Origin of the sequence: Desulfomonile tiedjei, assembly GCA_016212925.1 — a bacterium.
Lineage (GTDB): Bacteria > Desulfobacterota > Desulfomonilia > Desulfomonilales > Desulfomonilaceae > JACRDF01.
This window is the reverse complement of sequence record JACRDF010000037.1, coordinates 26,593-46,936: the sequence shown is the minus strand read 5'-3', so window position 1 is coordinate 46,936 and position 20,344 is coordinate 26,593. Positions and strand designations below refer to the sequence as shown.

General features: G+C 54.0%; 14 protein-coding genes. 5 read left to right on the top strand and 9 right to left on the bottom strand.

Annotation, left to right across the window (positions count from 1 at the left end; all coding sequences use genetic code 11):
• Nucleotides 1-536: 536 nt before the first annotated feature.
• The gene (locus HY913_15070) at nucleotides 537-1,082 is read right to left on the bottom strand and encodes a hypothetical protein (GenBank protein MBI4964598.1); all 546 of its coding nucleotides are present in this window, start codon (nucleotides 1,080-1,082) and stop codon (nucleotides 537-539) included.
• Between the two features lie 549 nt (nucleotides 1,083-1,631).
• Here HY913_15070 and HY913_15065 point away from each other — a divergent pair.
• From HY913_15065 to HY913_15045, 5 genes are all read left to right on the top strand, one after another.
• Complete coding sequence (locus HY913_15065) at nucleotides 1,632-3,209, top strand: fused MFS/spermidine synthase (protein ID MBI4964597.1); 1,578 nt, start codon at nucleotides 1,632-1,634, stop codon at nucleotides 3,207-3,209.
• A 145-nt stretch (nucleotides 3,210-3,354) separates the two neighbouring features.
• On the top strand, nucleotides 3,355-3,822 hold the full coding sequence (locus tag HY913_15060) for a universal stress protein (GenBank protein ID MBI4964596.1): 468 nt from the start codon (nucleotides 3,355-3,357) through the stop codon (nucleotides 3,820-3,822).
• A gap of 261 nt (nucleotides 3,823-4,083) precedes the next feature.
• Entirely contained in the window at nucleotides 4,084-4,863 is a 780-nt protein-coding gene (locus HY913_15055) for a YdcF family protein (protein MBI4964595.1), read from the top strand.
• Between the two features lie 737 nt (nucleotides 4,864-5,600).
• The gene (locus HY913_15050; GenBank protein MBI4964594.1) at nucleotides 5,601-8,024 is read left to right on the top strand and encodes an MMPL family transporter; all 2,424 of its coding nucleotides are present in this window, start codon (nucleotides 5,601-5,603) and stop codon (nucleotides 8,022-8,024) included.
• 51 nt (nucleotides 8,025-8,075) lie between these two features.
• A complete protein-coding gene (locus tag HY913_15045; GenBank protein ID MBI4964593.1) occupies nucleotides 8,076-9,716 on the top strand; it encodes an acyl-CoA synthetase in 1,641 nt (546 codons plus the stop codon).
• 60 nt (nucleotides 9,717-9,776) lie between these two features.
• Here the strand turns inward: HY913_15045 and HY913_15040 are convergent, their stop codons facing one another.
• From HY913_15040 to HY913_15005, 8 genes are all read right to left on the bottom strand, one after another.
• Entirely contained in the window at nucleotides 9,777-10,019 is a 243-nt protein-coding gene (locus HY913_15040; GenBank protein ID MBI4964592.1) for a hypothetical protein, read from the bottom strand.
• A 284-nt stretch (nucleotides 10,020-10,303) separates the two neighbouring features.
• Nucleotides 10,304-11,176, bottom strand: coding sequence for a tetratricopeptide repeat protein (locus tag HY913_15035; protein ID MBI4964591.1), 873 nt, complete (start codon nucleotides 11,174-11,176; stop codon nucleotides 10,304-10,306).
• 686 nt (nucleotides 11,177-11,862) lie between these two features.
• A complete protein-coding gene (locus HY913_15030) occupies nucleotides 11,863-14,670 on the bottom strand; it encodes a sigma 54-interacting transcriptional regulator (protein MBI4964590.1) in 2,808 nt (935 codons plus the stop codon).
• A 447-nt stretch (nucleotides 14,671-15,117) separates the two neighbouring features.
• Nucleotides 15,118-16,365, bottom strand: coding sequence for an alpha/beta hydrolase (locus HY913_15025; GenBank protein MBI4964589.1), 1,248 nt, complete (start codon nucleotides 16,363-16,365; stop codon nucleotides 15,118-15,120).
• 450 nt (nucleotides 16,366-16,815) lie between these two features.
• Nucleotides 16,816-17,520, bottom strand: coding sequence for an ABC transporter ATP-binding protein (locus HY913_15020; GenBank protein ID MBI4964588.1), 705 nt, complete (start codon nucleotides 17,518-17,520; stop codon nucleotides 16,816-16,818).
• 2 nt (nucleotides 17,521-17,522) lie between these two features.
• Entirely contained in the window at nucleotides 17,523-18,278 is a 756-nt protein-coding gene (locus tag HY913_15015; protein MBI4964587.1) for an ABC transporter ATP-binding protein, read from the bottom strand.
• Nucleotides 18,279-18,361: 83 nt separating this feature from the next.
• Nucleotides 18,362-19,330, bottom strand: coding sequence for a branched-chain amino acid ABC transporter permease (locus HY913_15010; GenBank protein ID MBI4964586.1), 969 nt, complete (start codon nucleotides 19,328-19,330; stop codon nucleotides 18,362-18,364).
• Nucleotides 19,331-19,352: 22 nt separating this feature from the next.
• Nucleotides 19,353-20,237, bottom strand: coding sequence for a branched-chain amino acid ABC transporter permease (locus tag HY913_15005; GenBank protein MBI4964585.1), 885 nt, complete (start codon nucleotides 20,235-20,237; stop codon nucleotides 19,353-19,355).
• Between the last annotated feature and the right edge of the window lie 107 nt (nucleotides 20,238-20,344).

Below are 20,344 nucleotides of genomic sequence, written 5' to 3'. Positions count from 1 at the left end.
AACCGTCTCAGAATTCATCGGAGCCGAGAAACAGTGCTCCGCTGGGTGGCCCGGAGGCCACTGCCGCCGGGTTCCGAAGGAACAGGAGGGGTCAGCTCATAAATAGGCGATCGTCTTAACTCAGCTGCTGGAACAGCGCGCAGAAAATACACCTCTTTTCGCTTCGCGACCCGCTGGTGGGACCGGCACCTTGCCGGTCATCCCAATAGACAGGCTGGAAGCCTGTCCCACCACACCTCCGGGCCACCCAGAAGGGACAATTGCCGTCGCCGTAACACGATTCCCCCAGTTACTGCAAGATCATTGCGCCGGAGTGACGTGGAATGAGGCGGGACAGGTGGTTCGGCAGCAGTTGACGCAACGCCAATGGGGTTGCACAAGGACGCATTCCCGATCCGGTTATCACCTTGCCACCGGTGGCAAAGGCAATCACGCGTGAGTCGGCTCCCGGGCTTGTCCCGGAAGCCGATCAAGGACCTATGAAACGCGCCGAATCCAGGTAACAATTTTAGAGAAAACGCCGCGAAAAGGTGGCTCTATTTCTTCTCGCCCCACTGGAATTTGTTTTTCGGCTCGGACGGTTTCACATCCACTTGGCCCCATTTCATTTTCTTCTCGGGGGGCGGACTCGGCTCATCAGAGATCGTCTGCTCTCCCGCGCCCGGCTGAGTCTCGAGTTTCTTTGTTGCGGGCTTTGGGGCTTTTTCCTGAGAAGGCCTTATGGTCGTGCTTCTAACTCGACCGGTATCAGTCGACCTCGGGGCAACCCTTGGCTGCGGCGGCGCGACATCCGTGGCACGAGGAGTGCTCACGGCGCGGGGTGGAATCGGAGCGCCGGACTCGTAATCAGGCTCAGCGGGGTCGTCAGGTCCCGGCACGTTAATGACGAGGTTGTCGTCGTAGACCTCTAAGTCACCGAGTGACTTGACGCTTTTTGGCTCCCCGTACTTGTATTTGAAATCATCATCGGTGATTTCTTCATCTGCCGGGACGCCGTCCCAGTAGATCTCGGCGGCTTGCGCCATCCCTATGGGAAAGGAGAGCAGCAGCATCATAACCCATAAAAATAATACGCGTTTCATGTCAAACTCCTTTCGAGTCTTCCGTTCTTTTAAACAATCCTCTCTCCTCCCATCAAATGCGGAATTATAATTACATTAGTTTATCATAAGTAATCATTATCAGTCAATATTCTTGTTGACGCCATGCATCGGACGGGAAAGGAGCTTGCAGGAGATCATAGCACAAAAAAAAGGGCTGGGTTGTCGCGAGCCGGCGGACGACCCACAGACCCTGTCAATCAATACGGTACGCTGGAGGTCAGGAAGAAGTTTCTGGTAAAATACGCGTCACTGACGGGCACAAGACAATGGAATTCAGATGCCGAGCATGGAGGCGACCCAACTTATTTGGTCAATTGTATCAATGCACGATCAAACACGTAATATTGATGCCGGCCCCTACAGCAATATGCTAGCTGCCCCGCGGAAAGCGGGATTTCGCCCATTGAACTGATACGGGACCGCGGATTCCCCGGTGCGAGTGAAACGTCGCGGCGCGAACGGTTTCCCGCTATCGCCGGTTCATGAACTGTGATAATAGCCACCGGAAGGTTTTGAGAAGGTATAAACATGAATGAGGAACAGGCAAGGGGCTGGCGTTATACGCCTCATGTAATAGTATTCTTCAGCTCCGCCTTTATCATGGTCGTGGAAATAGTCGCAGGTCGCCTCGTGGCCAGGCACCTGGGGAATTCGTTGTATACGTGGACCAGCATTATAGGCGTGATCCTCGCGGGAATGAGCACCGGGAACTATATTGGAGGGCGGCTCGCAGACCGCTGGCGCCCTGAAGGACTTCTAGGATTTCTGTTCTTGGTGGCCTCCATAATGTGCCTTTCAGTGCTGCCCATGAACCATGTTTTCCCCGCATGGGACTATTTCGAGGAACTGACGTGGCCTACGCGCACCTTTCTGACGGTCTTCGGCATATTTCTTCTGCCGGCTGTAGCGCTCGGGACCATCAGTCCGCCGGCCGCGAAAATGGCCGTGGAACGCGGGGATACGGTGGGTCAGAGTATCGGATCGGTTTACGCGTGGGGCGCGGTGGGGAGCATCGCGGGAACGCTTGCCACCGGGTTCTGGCTGGTCGCATCCCTCGGTTCGAGGGGAGTGGTGCTGTCGGTATCATTCGCGTTGGCTGTGATGGCTGTCCTCCTTGGACCTAAACGATGGCTTCCCGCCATCTGGGCTGCAATCCTGGGAGCGCTCCTTGTGTTTTCTCAGCTTCCGCCTTACGCGGGGTGGAAAGCGGAAGAAGTGGTTGAAAAACTGGGACTTCGGGAAAACGTTGAAGGCCTTGTGGCCAAGGATAGCAATTACCAATTTATAAACGTCCACGAGACCCGGAGCGATACCGACTCGTCTCGACATATTCTCAGCCTGCGACTGGATTACCTCATTCACGGGTACGTGGATCTGAACGACCCATCGCATCTGGAATACAAGTACGAGCGCCTTTATCGAGACGTGGTGAGGAGGTTTTTCAGCGACAGGAAGACCGTTTCGGCCTTCTTTATAGGCGGGGGCAGCTATACCTTTCCCCGATGGGTATTGTTCGAATGGCCGGGATCAGTGGTTGACGTCGCGGAGATCGACCCCATGGTGGTAGATGTCAACTACGGCGTACTCGGGCTGCCCACGAACAGCCCCATCCGCACATTTCCAGCGGATGCCAGAAATGTGGTTGACTCACTTGCCGCTGAAGCTCGGTACGATCTGATTGTAGGCGACGCGTTCAACGACCTGTCCGTTCCGTTTCACCTGACCACCTTGGAATTTAACCAAAAAGTGGCCCGTCATCTCGCGCCCAAAGGGCTGTACATGGTGAATCTCATCGACGATTGGGAATTCGCAAGACTGCTGGGAAGCTATTTCCTGACCCTGAAGAAGACGTTTCGCCATGTGAACGTGTTCTGCACCGAGCTTGAAGGAGTCAAGGAGGGGCGGGAAACCTTTGTTCTTGCTGCATCTATGGAGCCGCTACAAGTGGACGACTGGCAGCCCGGACACGGTTCCGGATTTCCCGGGTCGGCGTTTACCGAAAAGCAGATCGCAAAACTTGCACGCAAATCCCAGGGACGCATCCTCATAGACGATAATGCCCCGGTGGAAAACCTCCTGGAGCCTGTGGTGAGGCGGCGACAGTAATATTGTGCGGCGCCCGCGCCGAGCGCTTGCAGGATTTCTTTTCCGATTTGCTTATTGTTGGCTCATTTGAGATGATTCGGTAGCTTGGGAATTGGCCTAGGCTAGCTTATTCGGATAGGCAATGCTCCGGAAGGAGGAGGACAAGATGATCCCGAAGAAAATACTCGTTTGTACGGACTTTTCAGAGAACTCCAGGCCCGCGCTTCAACACGCGATAGAGTATGCGAAGGCCTTTGGAGCCTCACTTTCAATTCTGCATGTTCTCAACTCATCGCGCCTCGGCTATCCCGCATTTGAAATCGGCGTCCCTTTTGATTTGCAATCGGTCCTGAAAGCGATTGAGGAATCGGTCGGCAAAGCCTTTGAGGACCTCGTCGACGAGTGCAAAAAGGAAATCGCCGACGTGAAGACGTTTTCCCGCATGGGTGTTCCGGCCGGTGAGATAGTTCGCTTGGCTGAAGAAGAGTCCATAGATCTAATCGTCATGGGGACTCACGGATGGACCGGATTCAAGCATCTTGTTCTGGGCAGTACAGCGGAAAATGTGGTCAGGAGCGCCGACTGCCCGGTTTTGACGGTCAAGTCAACCGCCGGAGCCGAGGACCTTTCCTGACAACCCATTGGCCGCAGATGCAGAGATACCGGTCGGTTGCGCAGGGCCAAGGCTGTTATTGCCAAGGCGAAAGACCCAAGCAATCCCCCGCGAGGCAAAAACCGAGATTGTCTGGTCGTTTCACTCCTCGCAATAACAAAGTGACACAGGGCTGAACTATTTTGCGTCCAAAAGATCGCCTACCTGAATACCCGATAAAGAGTTAATCGCTTAGAACGGGTTGCCGTCCATCCAAGAAGGCCCTCGGCAACAGGAGGTTGCATGGAAGAACTCTTGTTCGTGTTCAAGAAGGTTCTGGCCCGTCTTTTTTTTCCTGTATCGGTGGCTTTGTTGCTGGGGATCGCCGGCCTATTCTTGCGGCGCAGGCGCGGTATGTCTCTTTTCCTCCTTGGCGCAGCGACGCTGTGGCTACTGGTCTTCTCTTTCCCCATTACCGGGCTGATGCTCATCCGATCCCTGGAGTCTCGAGCAGGCGGTTATGCGGACCCAAAAACCTTGTCCGGTCTCGGGGTGCGCCACATAGTGGTCCTTTCCTCGGGCTTTCGTGAAGGCCACTTGTCTCACGCCGATCGGCTCGGGTGTTCGGTGCTTCGTCTACTTGAAGGCGTACGGCTCTGGAGAGCCACATCCGGAAGCAAATTGATTCTGACAGGCGGGACTATTCCAGGGTTGAATACCGAGGTCAGCATTGCCAAAGCAATGGCCGAAATGGCCCTGGACCTCGGTGTGCCGACCCGAGCGATGGTCCTGGAGAGCGAATCGTGGACAACCGAAGATCAGGCGAGGCTGGTTGCTCCCATTGTGGGAAAAGGCCCCTTTGCCCTGGTCACCTCCGGATACCACATGCCCCGTGCGGTCCTGATCTTTGAACGTGAAGGCCTGCGCCCCGTCGCTGCTCCCTGCGATTTCTTCGCGCGTAAGATCCTCTGGCATTACGATACCTTGATCCCTAATGCCGACGGCTTGTGGATGAGCCAGGTTGCTACCCAGGAGCACATGGTCCGCTGGTGGGTGCTGCTGAAACAGCGTCTAGGCTGGTAAAGGGGCAAAAAAAAGCCCGGTCAAGCCGGGCGAGAAACAGGGTATGGTTTTTTGTCTCAGATATTTATCCCACACAAATGGTAAGTTGTCAATATATTATAATTAAGTACATTAATGAATAGATATAACATATGGATATCAAATAGTAATACTCTGACAGGATGATGGCATGCCTTTGCGGCCAATGCCGGAATTCAGGTCCGTTTGGCTTCGATGTCTGCATCCGAGAACTGGTGAGGGTGGAAGCTGTCATTGGGAGGCCGCAAGCCCGAAGCAATTTCCATCGGTGGGACAGGCGTCTCGCCTGTCTGTTTGAATGACGGGCAAGATGCCCGTCCCACCGAAGATGAGACTGCTTTCCCGCGGAACGCGGGATTTCACTCCTCGCAGTGACAGTGACATAGATCTGCCGACCCAATAACCACGAGGCAATCGGACATTGTTTTGGCCCCCAACACAAGAGGTCGAACAAGCTAGGGGGGCGTCACTCTAACATACCGATATCATGACACTATGGTCGAATATCGCGGCCGATAACTTCCCGTCCGTGAAATAAATGTGCTACATTGACAGGTCATGGTTTCGACCCCATCTTCAAAAATGAACCCCTCGGCCACGATTGCACCAATGCGCGCGAAGAATTTACGGCCACCGAAGCGGTACGCCTCACGTGCTGCGTTTGCAGGGGCGCGGAGAAAAATCGCGGGTGCTCAGTTCGGCCCGATTAGGTAGATAGTATGAATTCAAAGGACAAGTTAGACCTTTCCAACAAGAACATTCTGGATATCTTGGTGGATTATCGCCGCGCCTTGTTGATAGTGGTGGTGTTGCTGACCGTAGCGTTGGCCTTCTTCGTTCCTCGCATGCAAGCGGATCCGTCTCTGAAAGCGGGGGTCGACCCGACTTCCGAATCTTTTCTTCAGCACCAGAAACTTGTGGAGATTTTTGGAAACGAAGAGTTCATTCTCGTGGCAATTAAGAATGAGCGAGGCGCTACTAATCCCGCAATGCTCAGGGCGCTTCAGGCAATAACCACCGGCTTGGAAGGGATGGACGATATTGGTGAGGTAGTCAGCCTCTCAAACTTGCGCGTCTTTCAAAAGAAAGGGGAGTTGTTCGGGGGCTATCCATTCATCCAAACCAAGGATGGGGAACTCTCCCTCCCTGATCCGGATCGATTGGAGAGCATGCGGAAGGCGCTGCCCATAACGGACCTGCTGTTATCCAAGGATTTGAAGACGCTGGGAATCCTGACAAAGCTGCAGGAACGGTGCCGCATGGACACCTGTTCGGTGGACCAGATTACGGCAGACATGGACCAGATAGCGAAGAAGCATGTCCCGCCGGGGTCGGAGACTCGCATGATAGGTGCGCCTCTGATCCGGCAGGCCATCCACAGGTACAACATCCAGACCGGTATAATCTTCGGGACTCTGTGTCTGCTCATAGGCACTGTCGTGTCTGTGTACGTCTTCAGGAGTTGGAAGGTCACCCTCATCTCCAACGGCATACTGTGCATATGCGTTCTTTGGGTCCTGGGACTGATGGCCCTGTTGGGCATACCGTTGAATTCGACCACGTCGCTTTCGTTTGGATTCATTCCGATTGTAACCATAGAGTTGGTTATCCACATGGTGGTGCGATACCACCAATTTCATCGGACAGCCTCAAATAAGCTGGATGCGATTAAATTGGCCGTCCGGTGGTTGGCTCGACCTTGCTGTATTTGCTGCATGACAACGGCCGTGGGTTTTGGATCATTAATGGTCAGTTCGATTCCAATGGTCCGGCAACTCGGATTCATTATGTCTGTCGGGATCATGATGTCGTTCGGTCTCTCGATGATCCTGATCCCTGCAATCTTCAGCTTTCTGAAGTCTCTCGATGTTCCGGAAGAATCAAGCGTGGTAGTGGGTTGGCTCGATAAGGCTCTCGGCAAGATTGAAAACGCGATTTTCAGCCATTATCGGGCCTTCGTGGCATTTGGAGCCGCAATCACGGTGCTGCTATTCGCGGGCGCTCCAATGGTGAAAAGCGATCCTCAAATCTTACGCTGGCTAAGCGATTCCACTCCTGAGGTGAAAGACCTCCAATTTGTTGAGAAAAACCTTGCGGCGTTCAATTCGATGGAGCTGATGGTGCAAGCATCGCCAGGCACGTTCAAGGATCCTGCGGCCTGGAAGAAGGTTTCCGAGCTGGAGAAAGCTCTCCGGGCAAACCCCGAAGTCGCGGGCATTGATTCGCTGCTCCCATTGCTACAATATTTGAACAATCTCCTTGGCTCCGGAACTGATCCGGAAAAAGACCTCTTCTCCAATAAAGCCCTGATTCCCCAGCTTCTGACGCTGGCAACCATGAGCCCCGAGGGCAAGCGGGTCGTTCGTAGGTTTGTCAATGACAGCTTCGACGCGGTTCATATTTCGGTCCGTATAAAGAATTCCCCATCAGTGCCCATCGGAAACACTATCGACACCATTCGTTCAACGGCAAACTCGATAATGGGAGCCACAGCCCGAGTTACAGTTACCGGAGATCTTGTGGTGGTGCAGGATCAGGCGGCCAACCTGATCAAGGACCAAATTTGGTCTATGTTCCTTGCCATTACGATTATAACCGTGCTGATGATGATACAGTTGGGTTCCCCGCTTCTGGGGCTGCTATGCCTCATTCCGAACGTCCCGCCGGTGGCCGCGGTTTTCGGCATCATGGGTTGGTTCGGGATTTCTCTGGATTCCATAACCGTTTTTGCTGCAACTGTGGCCATTGGTCTGGCGGTGGACAACACGATTCATTTCCTGACCCAATTGAAGAGGGAGATCAGTCTGAGTCCGCAGAACGGAATTGACGAGTGCGTAAGGCGGGCATACCGGCTTACCTCCAAGCAAATTATTTCGTGGTCTACGGTGACGCTGTTGGGATTTATCGCTCTGGCAGTCTCCCCGTTTCGACCTGTTGTCTTCTTCGGAATCCTGGGATGCTCGTCCCTGCTGCTAGGACTGTACGGAGATCTCATTTTCGTCCAATCATTGATCCTGTGGTCCCCGGCCGTAAAACGAACTATAACGAAGCTGATTGAAAAAGAGCTGAGGCGCTCCGAGGGTTCGGAACATTACGTCGGCTCCGCTTCGCGGGAAGTCGAGCCCAGAGTGAAGATCGGATGAATTGACCCTCACCATCAGCGCGCCTCACATTCATTGCCGTGAGGAGACACCATGTTGAAGCCCGCCCCGAGTTATGACCAGGCATGTAAAGCCTTTCAGTGGCAAATTCCTGCTTTTTACAACATAGGAATGGACATATGTGACAAATGGGCAGCAGATGAGCAGCGGGAAGCCCTGATCTACGAGAGCGCGTCGGGCGAGGTGGAAAGGTACACTTTCCGCGATTTGAAGGGGCTGTCAAACCGGCTCGCGAACGGTCTTAGGGCTCACGGCATCAGGCAAGGAGACAGGGTCGGCATTTTGTTAAGCCAGAGCCCTGAAACAGCCATCAGCCACATTGCAGCGTACAAACTGGGGGCTGTGGCGGTGCCGCTTTTCACACTCTTCGGTACCGATGCGTTGGAATATCGGCTTTCAAACAGCGCGGCTTCCGCTGTAATCACGGACGACGCAAACCTCCCCAAGATTTTGGAAATACGGGGCAACCTTCCGGACCTGAAACTCGTGATATCCACCGCGGGGGACAGACCGGACAACGTCCTCGATTTCCGGGAATTGATAGAGCAAGGTTCAACCGAATTTGAACCGGTCAAAACCGGGTGCGACGATCCGGCTCTGATCATCTATACCTCGGGAACTACCGGTCCGCCCAAGGGCGCGCTTCACGCGCACAGGGTCGTCCTGGGCCATTTGCCCGGAGTGGAATGGCCTCACAATTTCTTCCCCAAAGATGGTGACCGTTTCTGGACGCCTGCTGACTGGGCCTGGATCGGCGGCCTGATAGATGTGCTCTTCCCGAGCTGGCACCATGGGATTCCTGTGGTTGCGCATCGAGCAAGGAAATTCGACCCTGAGGAGGCTTTTCATCTGATAGCCAAGCACGGGATTCGCAATGCCTTCATGCCCCCGACTGCCCTCAAGATGATGCGGCAGGTGAAGGACCCGCGGGGCCGTTACAAGTATCAGATGCGAAGCATAGGCTCGGGCGGTGAAACCCTCGGTTCCGAGCTGCTCGATTGGGGCAAGGAAGTAATGGGCGTGACCATCAATGAGTTCTACGGACAAACCGAAGTCAACCTCGTGGTGGGAAATTGCGCGGAGGTCATGGAAATTAACCCGGGTTCCATGGGCAGACCAATTCCGGGTCATTTGGTGGAGACAGTCGATGAGTCAGGCTCTCTGGTGCCGACAGGAGCGGTGGGAGAGGTGGCTGTCAAGCGGCCTGATCCTGTGATGTTCCTTCAGTATTGGGGCAACCCTGAAGCCACCCAGGAAAAATACATCGGTGATTGGTGTCTCACAGGGGACCTGGCCCGCAAGGATGAAGACGGTTACTTGTGGTTTGTGGGTAGAAAGGACGACGTAATTACCAGCGCGGGCTATCGCATCGGGCCTGCTGAAATCGAAGACTGCGTTCTCAAACATCCGGCCGTGAGCATGGTCGCTGTCATAGGCAGTCCCGATGAAGTGCGCACCGAGGTCGTGAAGGCCTTTATCGTCCTCAAGCCCGAGGTCGTTCCGGACAAAAACCTCGAAAAGGACATCCAGAGCTTCGTCAAGGTTAGATTGGCGGCTCACGAATTTCCGAGAGAAATAGAATTCGTCAATGAACTCCCCATGACCGCGACCGGCAAGATTATGCGAAAAGAGCTGAGAGCCTTGGAAGAGCAGAGAAAATTGAAGAAAAAGTGAACGAAACTTTGTCCAAGGACAAGAATTCGCCCTCGACGTGTTGCCGCAATCCCTCTCCGGTCAAACGAGCACTTTAATTTCGCGTCGTGATTCAAGAAAGGCTCTGATGATCATGCTGTCGGTGAATTGCTGGCGCTCTTCCAGCTCTGTCTGTGTAATCAGGCCGAAATCCACGAGATGTCCCAGGACCGTATCAAGACCTCGCAGGGACAAATTATACTTTTCAATCAATTGAAAATCCGTAGCGCCTGACCGGATATCAGAAATAAATTCGTTCGCCTTAATTGTGTGTCGGACTCTCATCGCGCCCCCCGACCTCAACCGTTACGGCTCACTCTATAGCAGTTTTCGAAAGAAATCACGGACAAACTTGTGTATGTCCCCCCGGCGCGGGGCCGTCTTGTCCGGCAGTGCGAGGCCATTCGTGAAAACCTCTTGAGAATCATAATAGTAGGTGTGTTTCGACGCAGGAGAAGTTCCCATGCGTGTGGCGTTGAGCAGGGGTTTGGTCACCTGCGGCATGTCTCATCCACGAAGAATGGCCCAACCGGCCCGGTTCTCGGACAGTGCCGCAGGCTTCGGGAAAATCACTCAGTTGCGGCTGTCAAGTTGTTGTAAGAAGGCGCCATTACGACCATGGGGCCGCTTTCTCGAGTCTGTACGGCAATCGCGCGCCTGTAATAGTTACTTGCCAGGGTAGGCGACCCGGCATTTCGATACGCGTCACCGAGGCGCTTCAAAACAGAGTACATCAAGAGGCCGTCGGGATGTTTTTTTGACTCCAGCAACCCCAGGGCTTTTTCGTAAGAAGTTGCTGCCCTCCAGTATTCTCCTCGTGCCATATGGACGTCGCTACGACCAATCAGGCTTCGGACCGCGACAAGACACAAAGGCTCACCATACTTGCTGGACCGATCACATAGCTCGAACGCCTTAGTGAAAAGGATTACGGAGTCCTGGTGACGGCCTTCTCCGGCCTTCAATGCCGCCAGCCCGAGCAATGCCCTTGCCGTCTGCGGATCGTCGGCATTCTGGCCGGCTTTTACTGCCCTGAGGAAAAACTCGCCGGCCCGGGCGGGCTTCCCCTGGTTTGCATACGACTCGGCCAGCAAAGTCAAAGGCCCAATCGTGCTCACGTGGTTCGCACCGAAAAGATCGTTGCGAATTCTGATCGCCTTCAAATAATGGATCTCCGCTGAAGGGTATTTTCCTCGCTGAGCATAAAGTTCGCCAAGCAGAATGTGGGATTTCGATGCGTTGAGGCTATCGCGGCCGAATGATTGCTCCGCCTTTGTCAGAGCAGTCCTGGCCTCTCTAAGAGCGTCAGCCCAGTCGCCCTGCTGCTTCAGGTTCACGGCCTGGGCAAGTGTTTGCTTCCAGGTCGGACCTTCTGCTATGGCGTAAATGTTTAGGGGCAGCAGAAGAATTGTGAGCACTGTCACGGCGGCTAGAATTTTCATGATGACTTCTCCTCAGCTTTCACAGCAGGTCAGCCATCAGCCATGAACGGCGTATGGCTGACATACCGGTAGCGTGGACGTGTTGGCGGCTAAGGCCAATGTCTTCAAACCTAATGACCAACACCCATGCGCCCTGAGGTACCGAAAACTCAGCCGCGTTTTCCGGGCGCCCCGTGGATCTCCCCCCCAGCAACTGATACGTCTGACTGCACAACATCGGATCCACCGAGCGCTTCCCCCCCGGTTCACGCTTCAAGGGCGCGCTGGTATTAGAAAGCGTTTCTCATTGGGTCTTTGGGATCACCTCCCACGATCACGTGGATCGTAAAACCGTCAAAGGATGCCTTCAAAGGCTGAGGGCGATCTCCTCTCCCCCCCGGAATGAGGAGATCGCTCTATGCAAGGAGTTCATCTACTTCTCTGTGGGAAAACGTAGACAAACGTATAGGCACTGATGCAAATCAGGGGCCAAGAACAGTCAAAAGAGATCGAATATGGCCAAGGGGTTAGAATTAGAGGGACATTTTTACGCGGCAGTGCGGGTGGTCTGGTCCCCGATTAGGGGAAAGCGTTTCTTGGGGTGTAATCGATTGGGTAAATTTACCCAGTTTTCTGAATGCCGGATCAGATTGCGTTGCGTTGTCAATGGGTTACTCACAGGGGATTTTCGCCGATGCGTGAGCGCTTCACCGCCATTCCGGCCCCAGCTTTTTCATCTCATGGCGCAACACGTCACGGGATACTCCCAGGCTCCGGGCAGCCGCTGATACGTTTCCATCCGAGAGCCTCAATGCCTCGGAGATGAACCCCTTTTTTGCCTTTTCGATTAGGTCTTTCATGGAAGCCCCGTCGGAGATCTTCATAACCACTGCAACTTCATCTTTGGAATCTTCCGGAGACTTGGTTGCTGCAATCTCCACGTGTTTGGGACCGATATGAGTTTCGTTACATAAAATCAGGGCCCTTTCCAAAACATTCCTCAGCTCCCGTACATTTCCGGGCCAATGATAAGAGCGAAGTATTTGTATGGTCGTGGGAGCCAAAACGGGCATATGCTGGCGACCGAGCTTCTTCGATAAGCCCTCCAAAATCTCCTCGGAAAGCAGTGGAATATCTTCGGGCCTATCGCGCAGAGGTGGCACGATGATCGGGAACACGTTAATCCGATAGAAGAGATCAGACCTGAATCTGCCGGCCTCTGCCTCTTTCGCAAGATCTCTGTTGGTGGCGGCCAAGATCCTGGCATTTACCGAAATGCTCTTTTGGCCACCGATTCTTGTGAAAGACTGGGTGTCCAGAAACATTAACAACTTTGCCTGCAAACCTGGCGACAGCTCCCCTATTTCGTTTAATAGGATGGTTCCTCCTTCGGCCAATTCCAAAAGACCGCGTTTTCGCCCTGAAGCCCCTGTGAACGCGCCCGCCTCATGGCCGAAAAGCTCAGATTCCGCAAGCTCGCTGGGCAACGCGGCGCAATTTATGGCAAAGAACGGCCCGGTGGACCTTTGTGAATTTTCATGAAGATATCGGGCCAGATAGTCCTTGCCGCTGCCGCTCTCTCCCAGAAAGAGGACGATGGACTCGGTTTGAGCCACCTGCTGGACTTTCTCCAAGGTGGCGCGCATGACCGCGGAGCCGGATTCAGGATTTCCGACCGTTTTCTCAACCTTCCAGGGCATCTCGTCGGTTATGTCTCGGCCCATGCCGCATAGCCCGACTATTTTGCCTGACGAGTCATGGAGCGGGACCCTTGAACATCGAAAGACTCTGTGGCGTTCGCCAACATTTACGACGTGTTCGGATTCAATAGCTTGTCCCGCCAAAACCCGGGATTCCATCTCCTTCAGGTAATCGTTTTTGGACGGTCCAAACACTTCGTCATCTGTCTTTCCGATGATGCCCTTGTCCGCGAATCCGAAGCAATGGAACATGGCAGGATTTACATGGGAATATTTCAAGTCTCGGTCTTTTATGAAGATGAACTCTTCGGCGCTCTCAAAAACTGCTCTAAATCGCTCTTCGCTGGATTGGAGTTCCCTGTGAATTCGATCTCTCTCTCTAATATACAAGACAAGCTGCTCGTTGGTGTCCTTCAAGCTGGCTGTCTTTAACGCCACCTGGCGCTCCAAATCCTCACTCGCCCTCTTTAAGGCTTCCTCCATCTCCTTCCGCCCGGTAATATCGCGTGAAATCCCCAGAATCCCGGTGGGGTTGCCGTCGGCATCTCGCAGGAATGTGGCAGAAATCTCGGCCCAGACAATGCCGCCATCTTTCCTCACTTGCTCTATCTCCTCCGTTCGCGATACGAACGGGCCTCTCGGACCCAAAGATTCCTTTTTCAGGTCCTCCCTCATGGCTTTAGTTACGCGCTCCCCGGAGTCCGGAGTAAGGATCGCGCAGGGGCCTAACGACATGACTTCCTCAACCGTATAACCAAGCACATCGGTAATTGACGGGCTGACATAACTAAAATTCCAAGCCAAGTCCACGGTCCAGATTATGTCTTTGGCTGTTTCTACCAGCATGCGGTGCAGTTTTTCGCTTTCTTCCAAAAGGACCTGCGCTTGCGCTTTCCACTCCAATTCGACCTGTAATCGCTCGTTGGCCTTTGCCAGCTCATCCGTTCGCCTTTCCACCAGGAGTTCTATAGCCCGCTGAGTCTTCTTCAATTCGACTTCTGCTCGCTCCCGATCGCTGATCTCTATGAGAAGCCTTCGGTTGGCGGCCCGCACGTCTTCGGTGCGTTCCTCCACTAGACTTTCCAAGCTGGACAATAGACTTCTCAAGTCGTCTTCCGCCTTTTGCCTTTGTGAAATTTGTGAATTCAGCATGGAGTTCAGGCCGTCCGCCGCATTTTTCCGATCGTTTACTGCCTGTACCAAGGACTCCGTCTTCATTCTGAGCAGCAACGAATCCTCTAGGACAGCGTGCACGCGTCTGCCGACGAAAATCAGGACCCCTGCAAAGAGGAATATGATAGCCCCGATTATGAGATTTTCGCCGCCTTCGTAAAAGAATCGCGCTGATAAGGGTAGCAACCCCGCCAGGATGCACGGAAGATAACAATTGGTCGCAGCAAACATCACCGCAGCCGCGGTGGTAATTCCTGTAACACAGACGGCCAATATGAATTGGTGCGGTACCGATTCTGCAGGAAAGAGGAAAACAGCGGCCATCCCCCAGAACAAGGTTCCAGCGGTTGCTCCCACTTGGAACCGGCGATCCCAGGGAATTGCGGCCTCCCCTTCGGGCGAGGCCTTAAAAAATCTCGCAATCAAGATGTGCCGCAATCCGTGAACAAGTGAATAGCCGGTGAGCCAAAGAACTAGACGGAGGGAAGAGACAGCGCCCCATAGTGACGCAGTAAGAATGAAAGCGCCGACAACGGCGCCAAATGCGCCGAAACGAGCTTGTGAGTACAGGTGGTGTATTTGGGCAGACCTTAATCTCGCTGGCACAGCACCGGTAGCCCAGCTCGGCGGATCGTCCTGCATTGACCCCCTCCTATATCACCTGTTTTGCGGGCCCTTTTCCCGACTATTAGGCCACAATTAGGGGAAAAAATCCAGGGAGTCAAATTCTTTCGGCCACCGTTGGCCTTGGCAGGGCTCCAATAACATAACGCTTTCACGCGGAAGATTGACAAACCGGTTCATTGCCGGCCCCGCGGGCCCGCTCATACCACCTAGCTTTCAAACTGTGAACGTGGGTTCGCAGCAAAAGCAACACTGACCTGGTGCCCAGGTCAGTGGCACCTGACAGCCCATCAGCATCGGCCCAGGGGTGCCACGGGCCTGGGCCTTGGCAGGTCTGTGTCCGATTCAACGGATTATTCATTGTTGGCCCGCGCAATGGTATCAGCTGCTAATTGCCGGGCCCGTCGTCGCTTCGGAGACCCACCAAGGCGGATTTCGTTCCCTGTAAACCGAATGGTCCCCGGTCTATTTCATCCCTATTTCTTTGAAGAAGCTCGTGACCGCGTCTTTGCAAACATTCGGGCCGCGGAATACCGCGTAATGGGCCAACGGACTTTCGTAGCCCACCAGCTTTGCGCCCTGGATTCTTGACGCGGCTTCTTCCGCCAGGACGTACCTGAGCCATTGATCGTTTTTCACGTGGAGGATCAGAGTCTTTGCTTTGATCCGGCCGAGTTGATCGTTGATGTCGTAGGTTTCGAGGCACTGGTTGCGGCAGAGCAGGTCATCCACGTCAAAATCCTTGGCCTTGGACACCAGGTTGGCCCCTTCGCCATCCTTAGGCTCCCAGAAGAAAACCTCCTTCTTGACCTCATCCCATTTTTGCTTCACTCGGAAATCAAAGCCGAACCCGGTCTCCCCGAGAACCGACCATCCAAACATCATGCCCTTGTTGGGATGTTGGTCCTTCGGGAGCGAGTAGTAATCTCCTTTTGTTTTCTGCCAAACAGGGTCGCTCTGCATGGCCGCGGTCATGAGTTGAAACAGCCACCGTGAAACCGGATCAGAGGCCGTAATTCCGCCAATCGGCATAATCGCTTCCACGAAATCGGGATGGAGCACAGCCAGAACATAGCTCTGAATGCCGCCCATGGAGACTCCGGTGGCCAGCTTTACCTTGGCCACGCCCAGGTGATCTTTAAGGAGACGATAATTGGCCTGCACACAATCCGAGATCGAGTACTTCGGGAATTTCATTCCCAATCCGTCGCTGGGCTTGCTCGTCCCCCAGAGTCCCAATGCGTCAAGGAATATGACGTAGTGCTTGTCAGTGTCGATGAGCTTGCCTGGTCCTACATACGGACCCTCTGCGAACGCGTTCCCTTTTTGGCCGTCATACCAGAAAAAGTACATGAAAGCCGAGTCACCCGAGTAATAAGAGCTTACGATCACCGCGTTCACAATCTTGCCGTCCTTGTCGCGCTGTGGGGTCCCTACCGCTATGTATGACAGGCGGAGCGGTTCCCGCCCCAAAGATTCCAGTGTTACGCCTCCAGTACCCCCGAACTCGAAGGACGCTTCATTCTGCACATCGTACTTTCCACCGATGGCAAAATTAGGCACCGAATAGTATTTCTTGAGCGATTCCAGGTCCGGCACCCCGGAAAGCCTCGTTATTGGCTCCGCACACACAAGTGAAGCCGCAACGATCAGAACCAAAACGAGCATGGACGACAAAAGGCTACTCCACAGCCTGTTGGGTGAGGATCTCATGAGCTTACCCCCTTTCACCTATTACATAGGTTGTAGCGATAGAAACCGTTTTTACCGGTTAGTGACCTAGACCACCAAGTCGCGACCAAACAGATAAGGTTATTGAAGGCTCACAGCGACGCCAGCCCTACCACGATTCGCCTGCGGTCCCGCGGGGCACGAATGCCCGCCATGCCTAACTCCGGACATGCGAATTGGCATAAGGGAATGCGATGCAACGTTACTAGTGTGATGTTCCACAATTAGATTGCAGGTCCTCAACCGGGCCAGCACACTAGTCAGTGTCATTGCGAGGAGCATGGCGACGAAGCAATCTCTAGCGCTTGGTGTCCGCCACGTGAGATTGCTTCGCTGCGCTCGCAATGACAAGCCTGCCCCCCGTTCACCTCGTCGGAACGCCTGAGATGGCCTCCGATGCCGGGTTATGCGAGTCGTTCGCGGGACTGGGCACTAGACAGCTAGATAACGCTTCTTGATTTCTTCATCCCGTTCCAGGTCCTTGATGCTCCCCTCGTATTTGATGTGCCCGTTGTCGACTATATAGGCACGATCGCAGTGTTTCAGAGCGAACTTTACATTTTGCTCGGAAAGGAGGACGGTCATCCCTTCTTGTTTTATCAGGTCGATGAAATCGCCGAGCACTTTGACGATGATGGGAGCGAGTCCTTCGGAAGGTTCATCAAGTAGAATCAGATCAGGATTGCCCATCAGGGTGCGGGCTATGGTAAGCATCTGCTGTTCTCCGCCGCTAAGATTGCCGCCTCGGCGAGCGGACAGTTCCCTCAGCCTTGGAAAGAGTTCATAAATGCGGTCGATGGTCCAACCCTTGCCCGTGGACCGCGATTTCTGGCGGCCGACATCCAGATTGGCGTGGACCGTCAGATCCGGGAAAATCCGCCGGTCCTCCGGCACGAAACCCAACCCCAGCCGGGCAACTTTGTAAGGAGGCAGAGCGGTAATGTCTTTCCCGTTGAAACTTACTTTCCCCTGCTTCGGCGGGGTGAGGCCCATGATGCTGCGCATAGTGGTGGTCTTGCCGGCCCCGTTTCTCCCCAGCAGAACTACCGCCTCGCCTTGGTTAACCTGAAGGGAGACATCGAACAGGATGTGGCTCAGTCCGTAGTATGTGTTGATCTTTTCCACTTCCAGGTGCATGGTCAAACCTCTTCACCAAGATATGCCTCGATTACTTGGGGGTTGGACGAGATCTCTTGCGGAGTTCCTTCAGCCAATAGCGTTTTGTAGCAGAGCACGCGCACTTTCTGGGAAATCCCGAAAACCATATCCATGTCGTGTTCGATGAAAACCATGGTAATCTTCAGGCGCTCCCAGAGTTGCTTGACCAGTTCCACGGTTTGCCAGCGCTCTTCAGGGCTCATTCCCGCCATGGGCTCGTCAAGGAGGAGCAACTCCGGCTCCAGGGCAAGCGCCACGGCTATGTCCAGTCTCTTCTGGTTACCGTGCGCCAGAGTACCGCTTTGGCGGTGAGCAAGATCCGTAAGCCCCACACTGTCCAGCACCTCGTACGCTCTCTCCCGCACAACTTTGAGCTTGCTTACGGCCGTGACCATATTTAAATTGCCGCGATTTTTAGTGATGAGGGTGGCAATCAGATTTTCCAGAACGGTCATTCTGCGAAAGATATTGGTGATCTGGAAAGCCCTCGCCATTCCCAGCCTGACGATGTCGAAAGGCTGCATCCCCGCGATGTCTTTCCCTTTGAATATGATCCGTCCTTTGTCCGGAAGGTGGTACCCGGTTATCAAATTGAACAATGTCGTTTTCCCCGCGCCGTTGGGGCCGATAATGGCACTCAATTCGCCCGGGGAGACGCCGAAATTCACGTCGTTGAAAATTTGGTTGCCCTCGAACGACTTCGACAGCTTTTCAATTCGCAGAATGTGATCGGTCATTTTAGCCTTCACCGCCCGTGGATTTGTCTCGACTTGGTCGCACCCGGCCACTTCTTGAAAAATCGTCGGTAATCGCAGTCAGTTCACGATTCCGACTTGCCGAAAAACCTGTCGTACAGGCCTACCAGACCGCCCGGCGCAAAAAGGACTACCACCAGTAGGATTAAGCCCAGGACAATGGCCCACATCTCCACCATACTCCTGTGCAACTGCTGAAGAATGATTTTGAGGAACATCAGGACAGCCGAACCGATCGCGGGCCCTACAAGCGAATACATTCCTCCCACTAGGCTCGCCAAAATGGGCTCCGCGGACTTGCTCCAGTGGAGAAACTCCGTTTGAGCGAAGCGATTCAGCTCGGTCAACAAGCCGCCGGCCAATCCTGCGAACGCACCTGCAATAATAAAATTGATCAACTGATAGCGTCGCACATTGATGCCTATGAATTTCGCCCGTTCCAGGTTCTCTCTTATTGTTCGGATACTCAGACCGAAAGAAGAATTGACTATCATTCGCATGACCAGGAAACAGATGAGGAAAAGGACCACGCAGAGCCAATAGTAATTTATTGCTCCAAGGGACTCCGGCCTGGGGATTCCGTGGATCCCGTCATCCCCGCCGGTGAAGGTGTACCATTGGAAGACTATCATGTACAGAAGCTGACTGAATGCGAGCGTCAGGATGGAAAAGTACAGCCCCAGGAGCCTCACACAGAACCAGCCGATAATCGCCGCGGTTATGGCAGCCACTACGGGCGCGGCCGGAAGGGCCAAATAAAGCGGCCACCCCGCCTTTTTCATTAGCAACGCAACCGTGTACGCGCCTACTCCGAAAAAAGCCGCATGGCCAAAGCTCACCATTCCGCCGAAGCCCAGGATCAGGTTCAGGCTCATGGCAAATAGGGCCATAATAATCATTTCAGTTGTGACCCAGATCCAGTATTCGCCCGTCTTGCCGAACCGGGCCAATACCAACGGGAGGACGAAAAGAGCCACCGCCACGACCACACCGGCGATCCAGCTAATATTGTTGTTTGATGGTGACTTGTCCATCGATGGATTCTCCCCCTGTCTGCTATCGTTCCGGTTTTCCAAACAGGCCCCAAGGCCTCCAGATGAGTACCAGGGCCATGAGGGCATACGGAAACACCAGAGCCCACCGCCCGAACGGAAGCTGGAAGAAAGTAATTCCCGTGCCTATGATGAGAGAGCCCAACAATGCGCCACCCACGCTTCCCAGACCTCCAATGACCACTACGGCGAAGCACTCGATGATCTTCTCCATTCCGATGCCAAGGTCAATATTGGCGAGGGCTGCGGTCAGGACCCCGCCAAGCCCAGCCAACCAGCACCCCAGCATGAAGGTCGAGGTCATGACCCATGAAACGTTGACCCCTAATGCGCCCAAAGTGTCCGGGTAAGAAACCGCCGCCCGAATCACGTTGCCGGTCCGCGTCCGGTATAGGAGGAACCACAATCCAAAAGCTATTATCGGCCCCACCGCCAGTATGAATACGTTGTAAGTGGGCAGGGCCAATCCGAGAACATCCACCGAGCCCGCGAGTATCTCAGGCCGCGCAACATTCCTCGGGTCTCCGCCCCACACCACTCGCACCAGGTCGTCCAGGATCAGGACCAAGGCGTAAGTGAGCAATAACTGCAAGAGATGTTCCTGGCCGTATACCCGGCGGAAAAGGGAGACCTCCAGTAGCAGGCCTATTACACCGAGGATAGGAGGAACGACCAACAGCAACACCAGAAAGCTGTACAGGGTCCCACCGGCCATAAGAGTGGATAATGAAAACGCGACGAATGCCCCGATCATATAAAGGGACCCGTGAGCAAAATTGATCACCCTGAGAACCCCGAATACCAGAGAAAGCCCGGACGCGATGATGAACAGGAGCATCCCCTGGCTAAGGCCGTTGATCAGCATGAATATGAAGTATTCAATGGTCATGGTTTTCCCGCCCGCAAAGGATGGTTTGATGGGTGACGGCCGGTCCCCTTCAAAAAAGTAAGACGGATTCCGGTCCCATTCGGCACGGACCTGCGCACGCTGGTCCA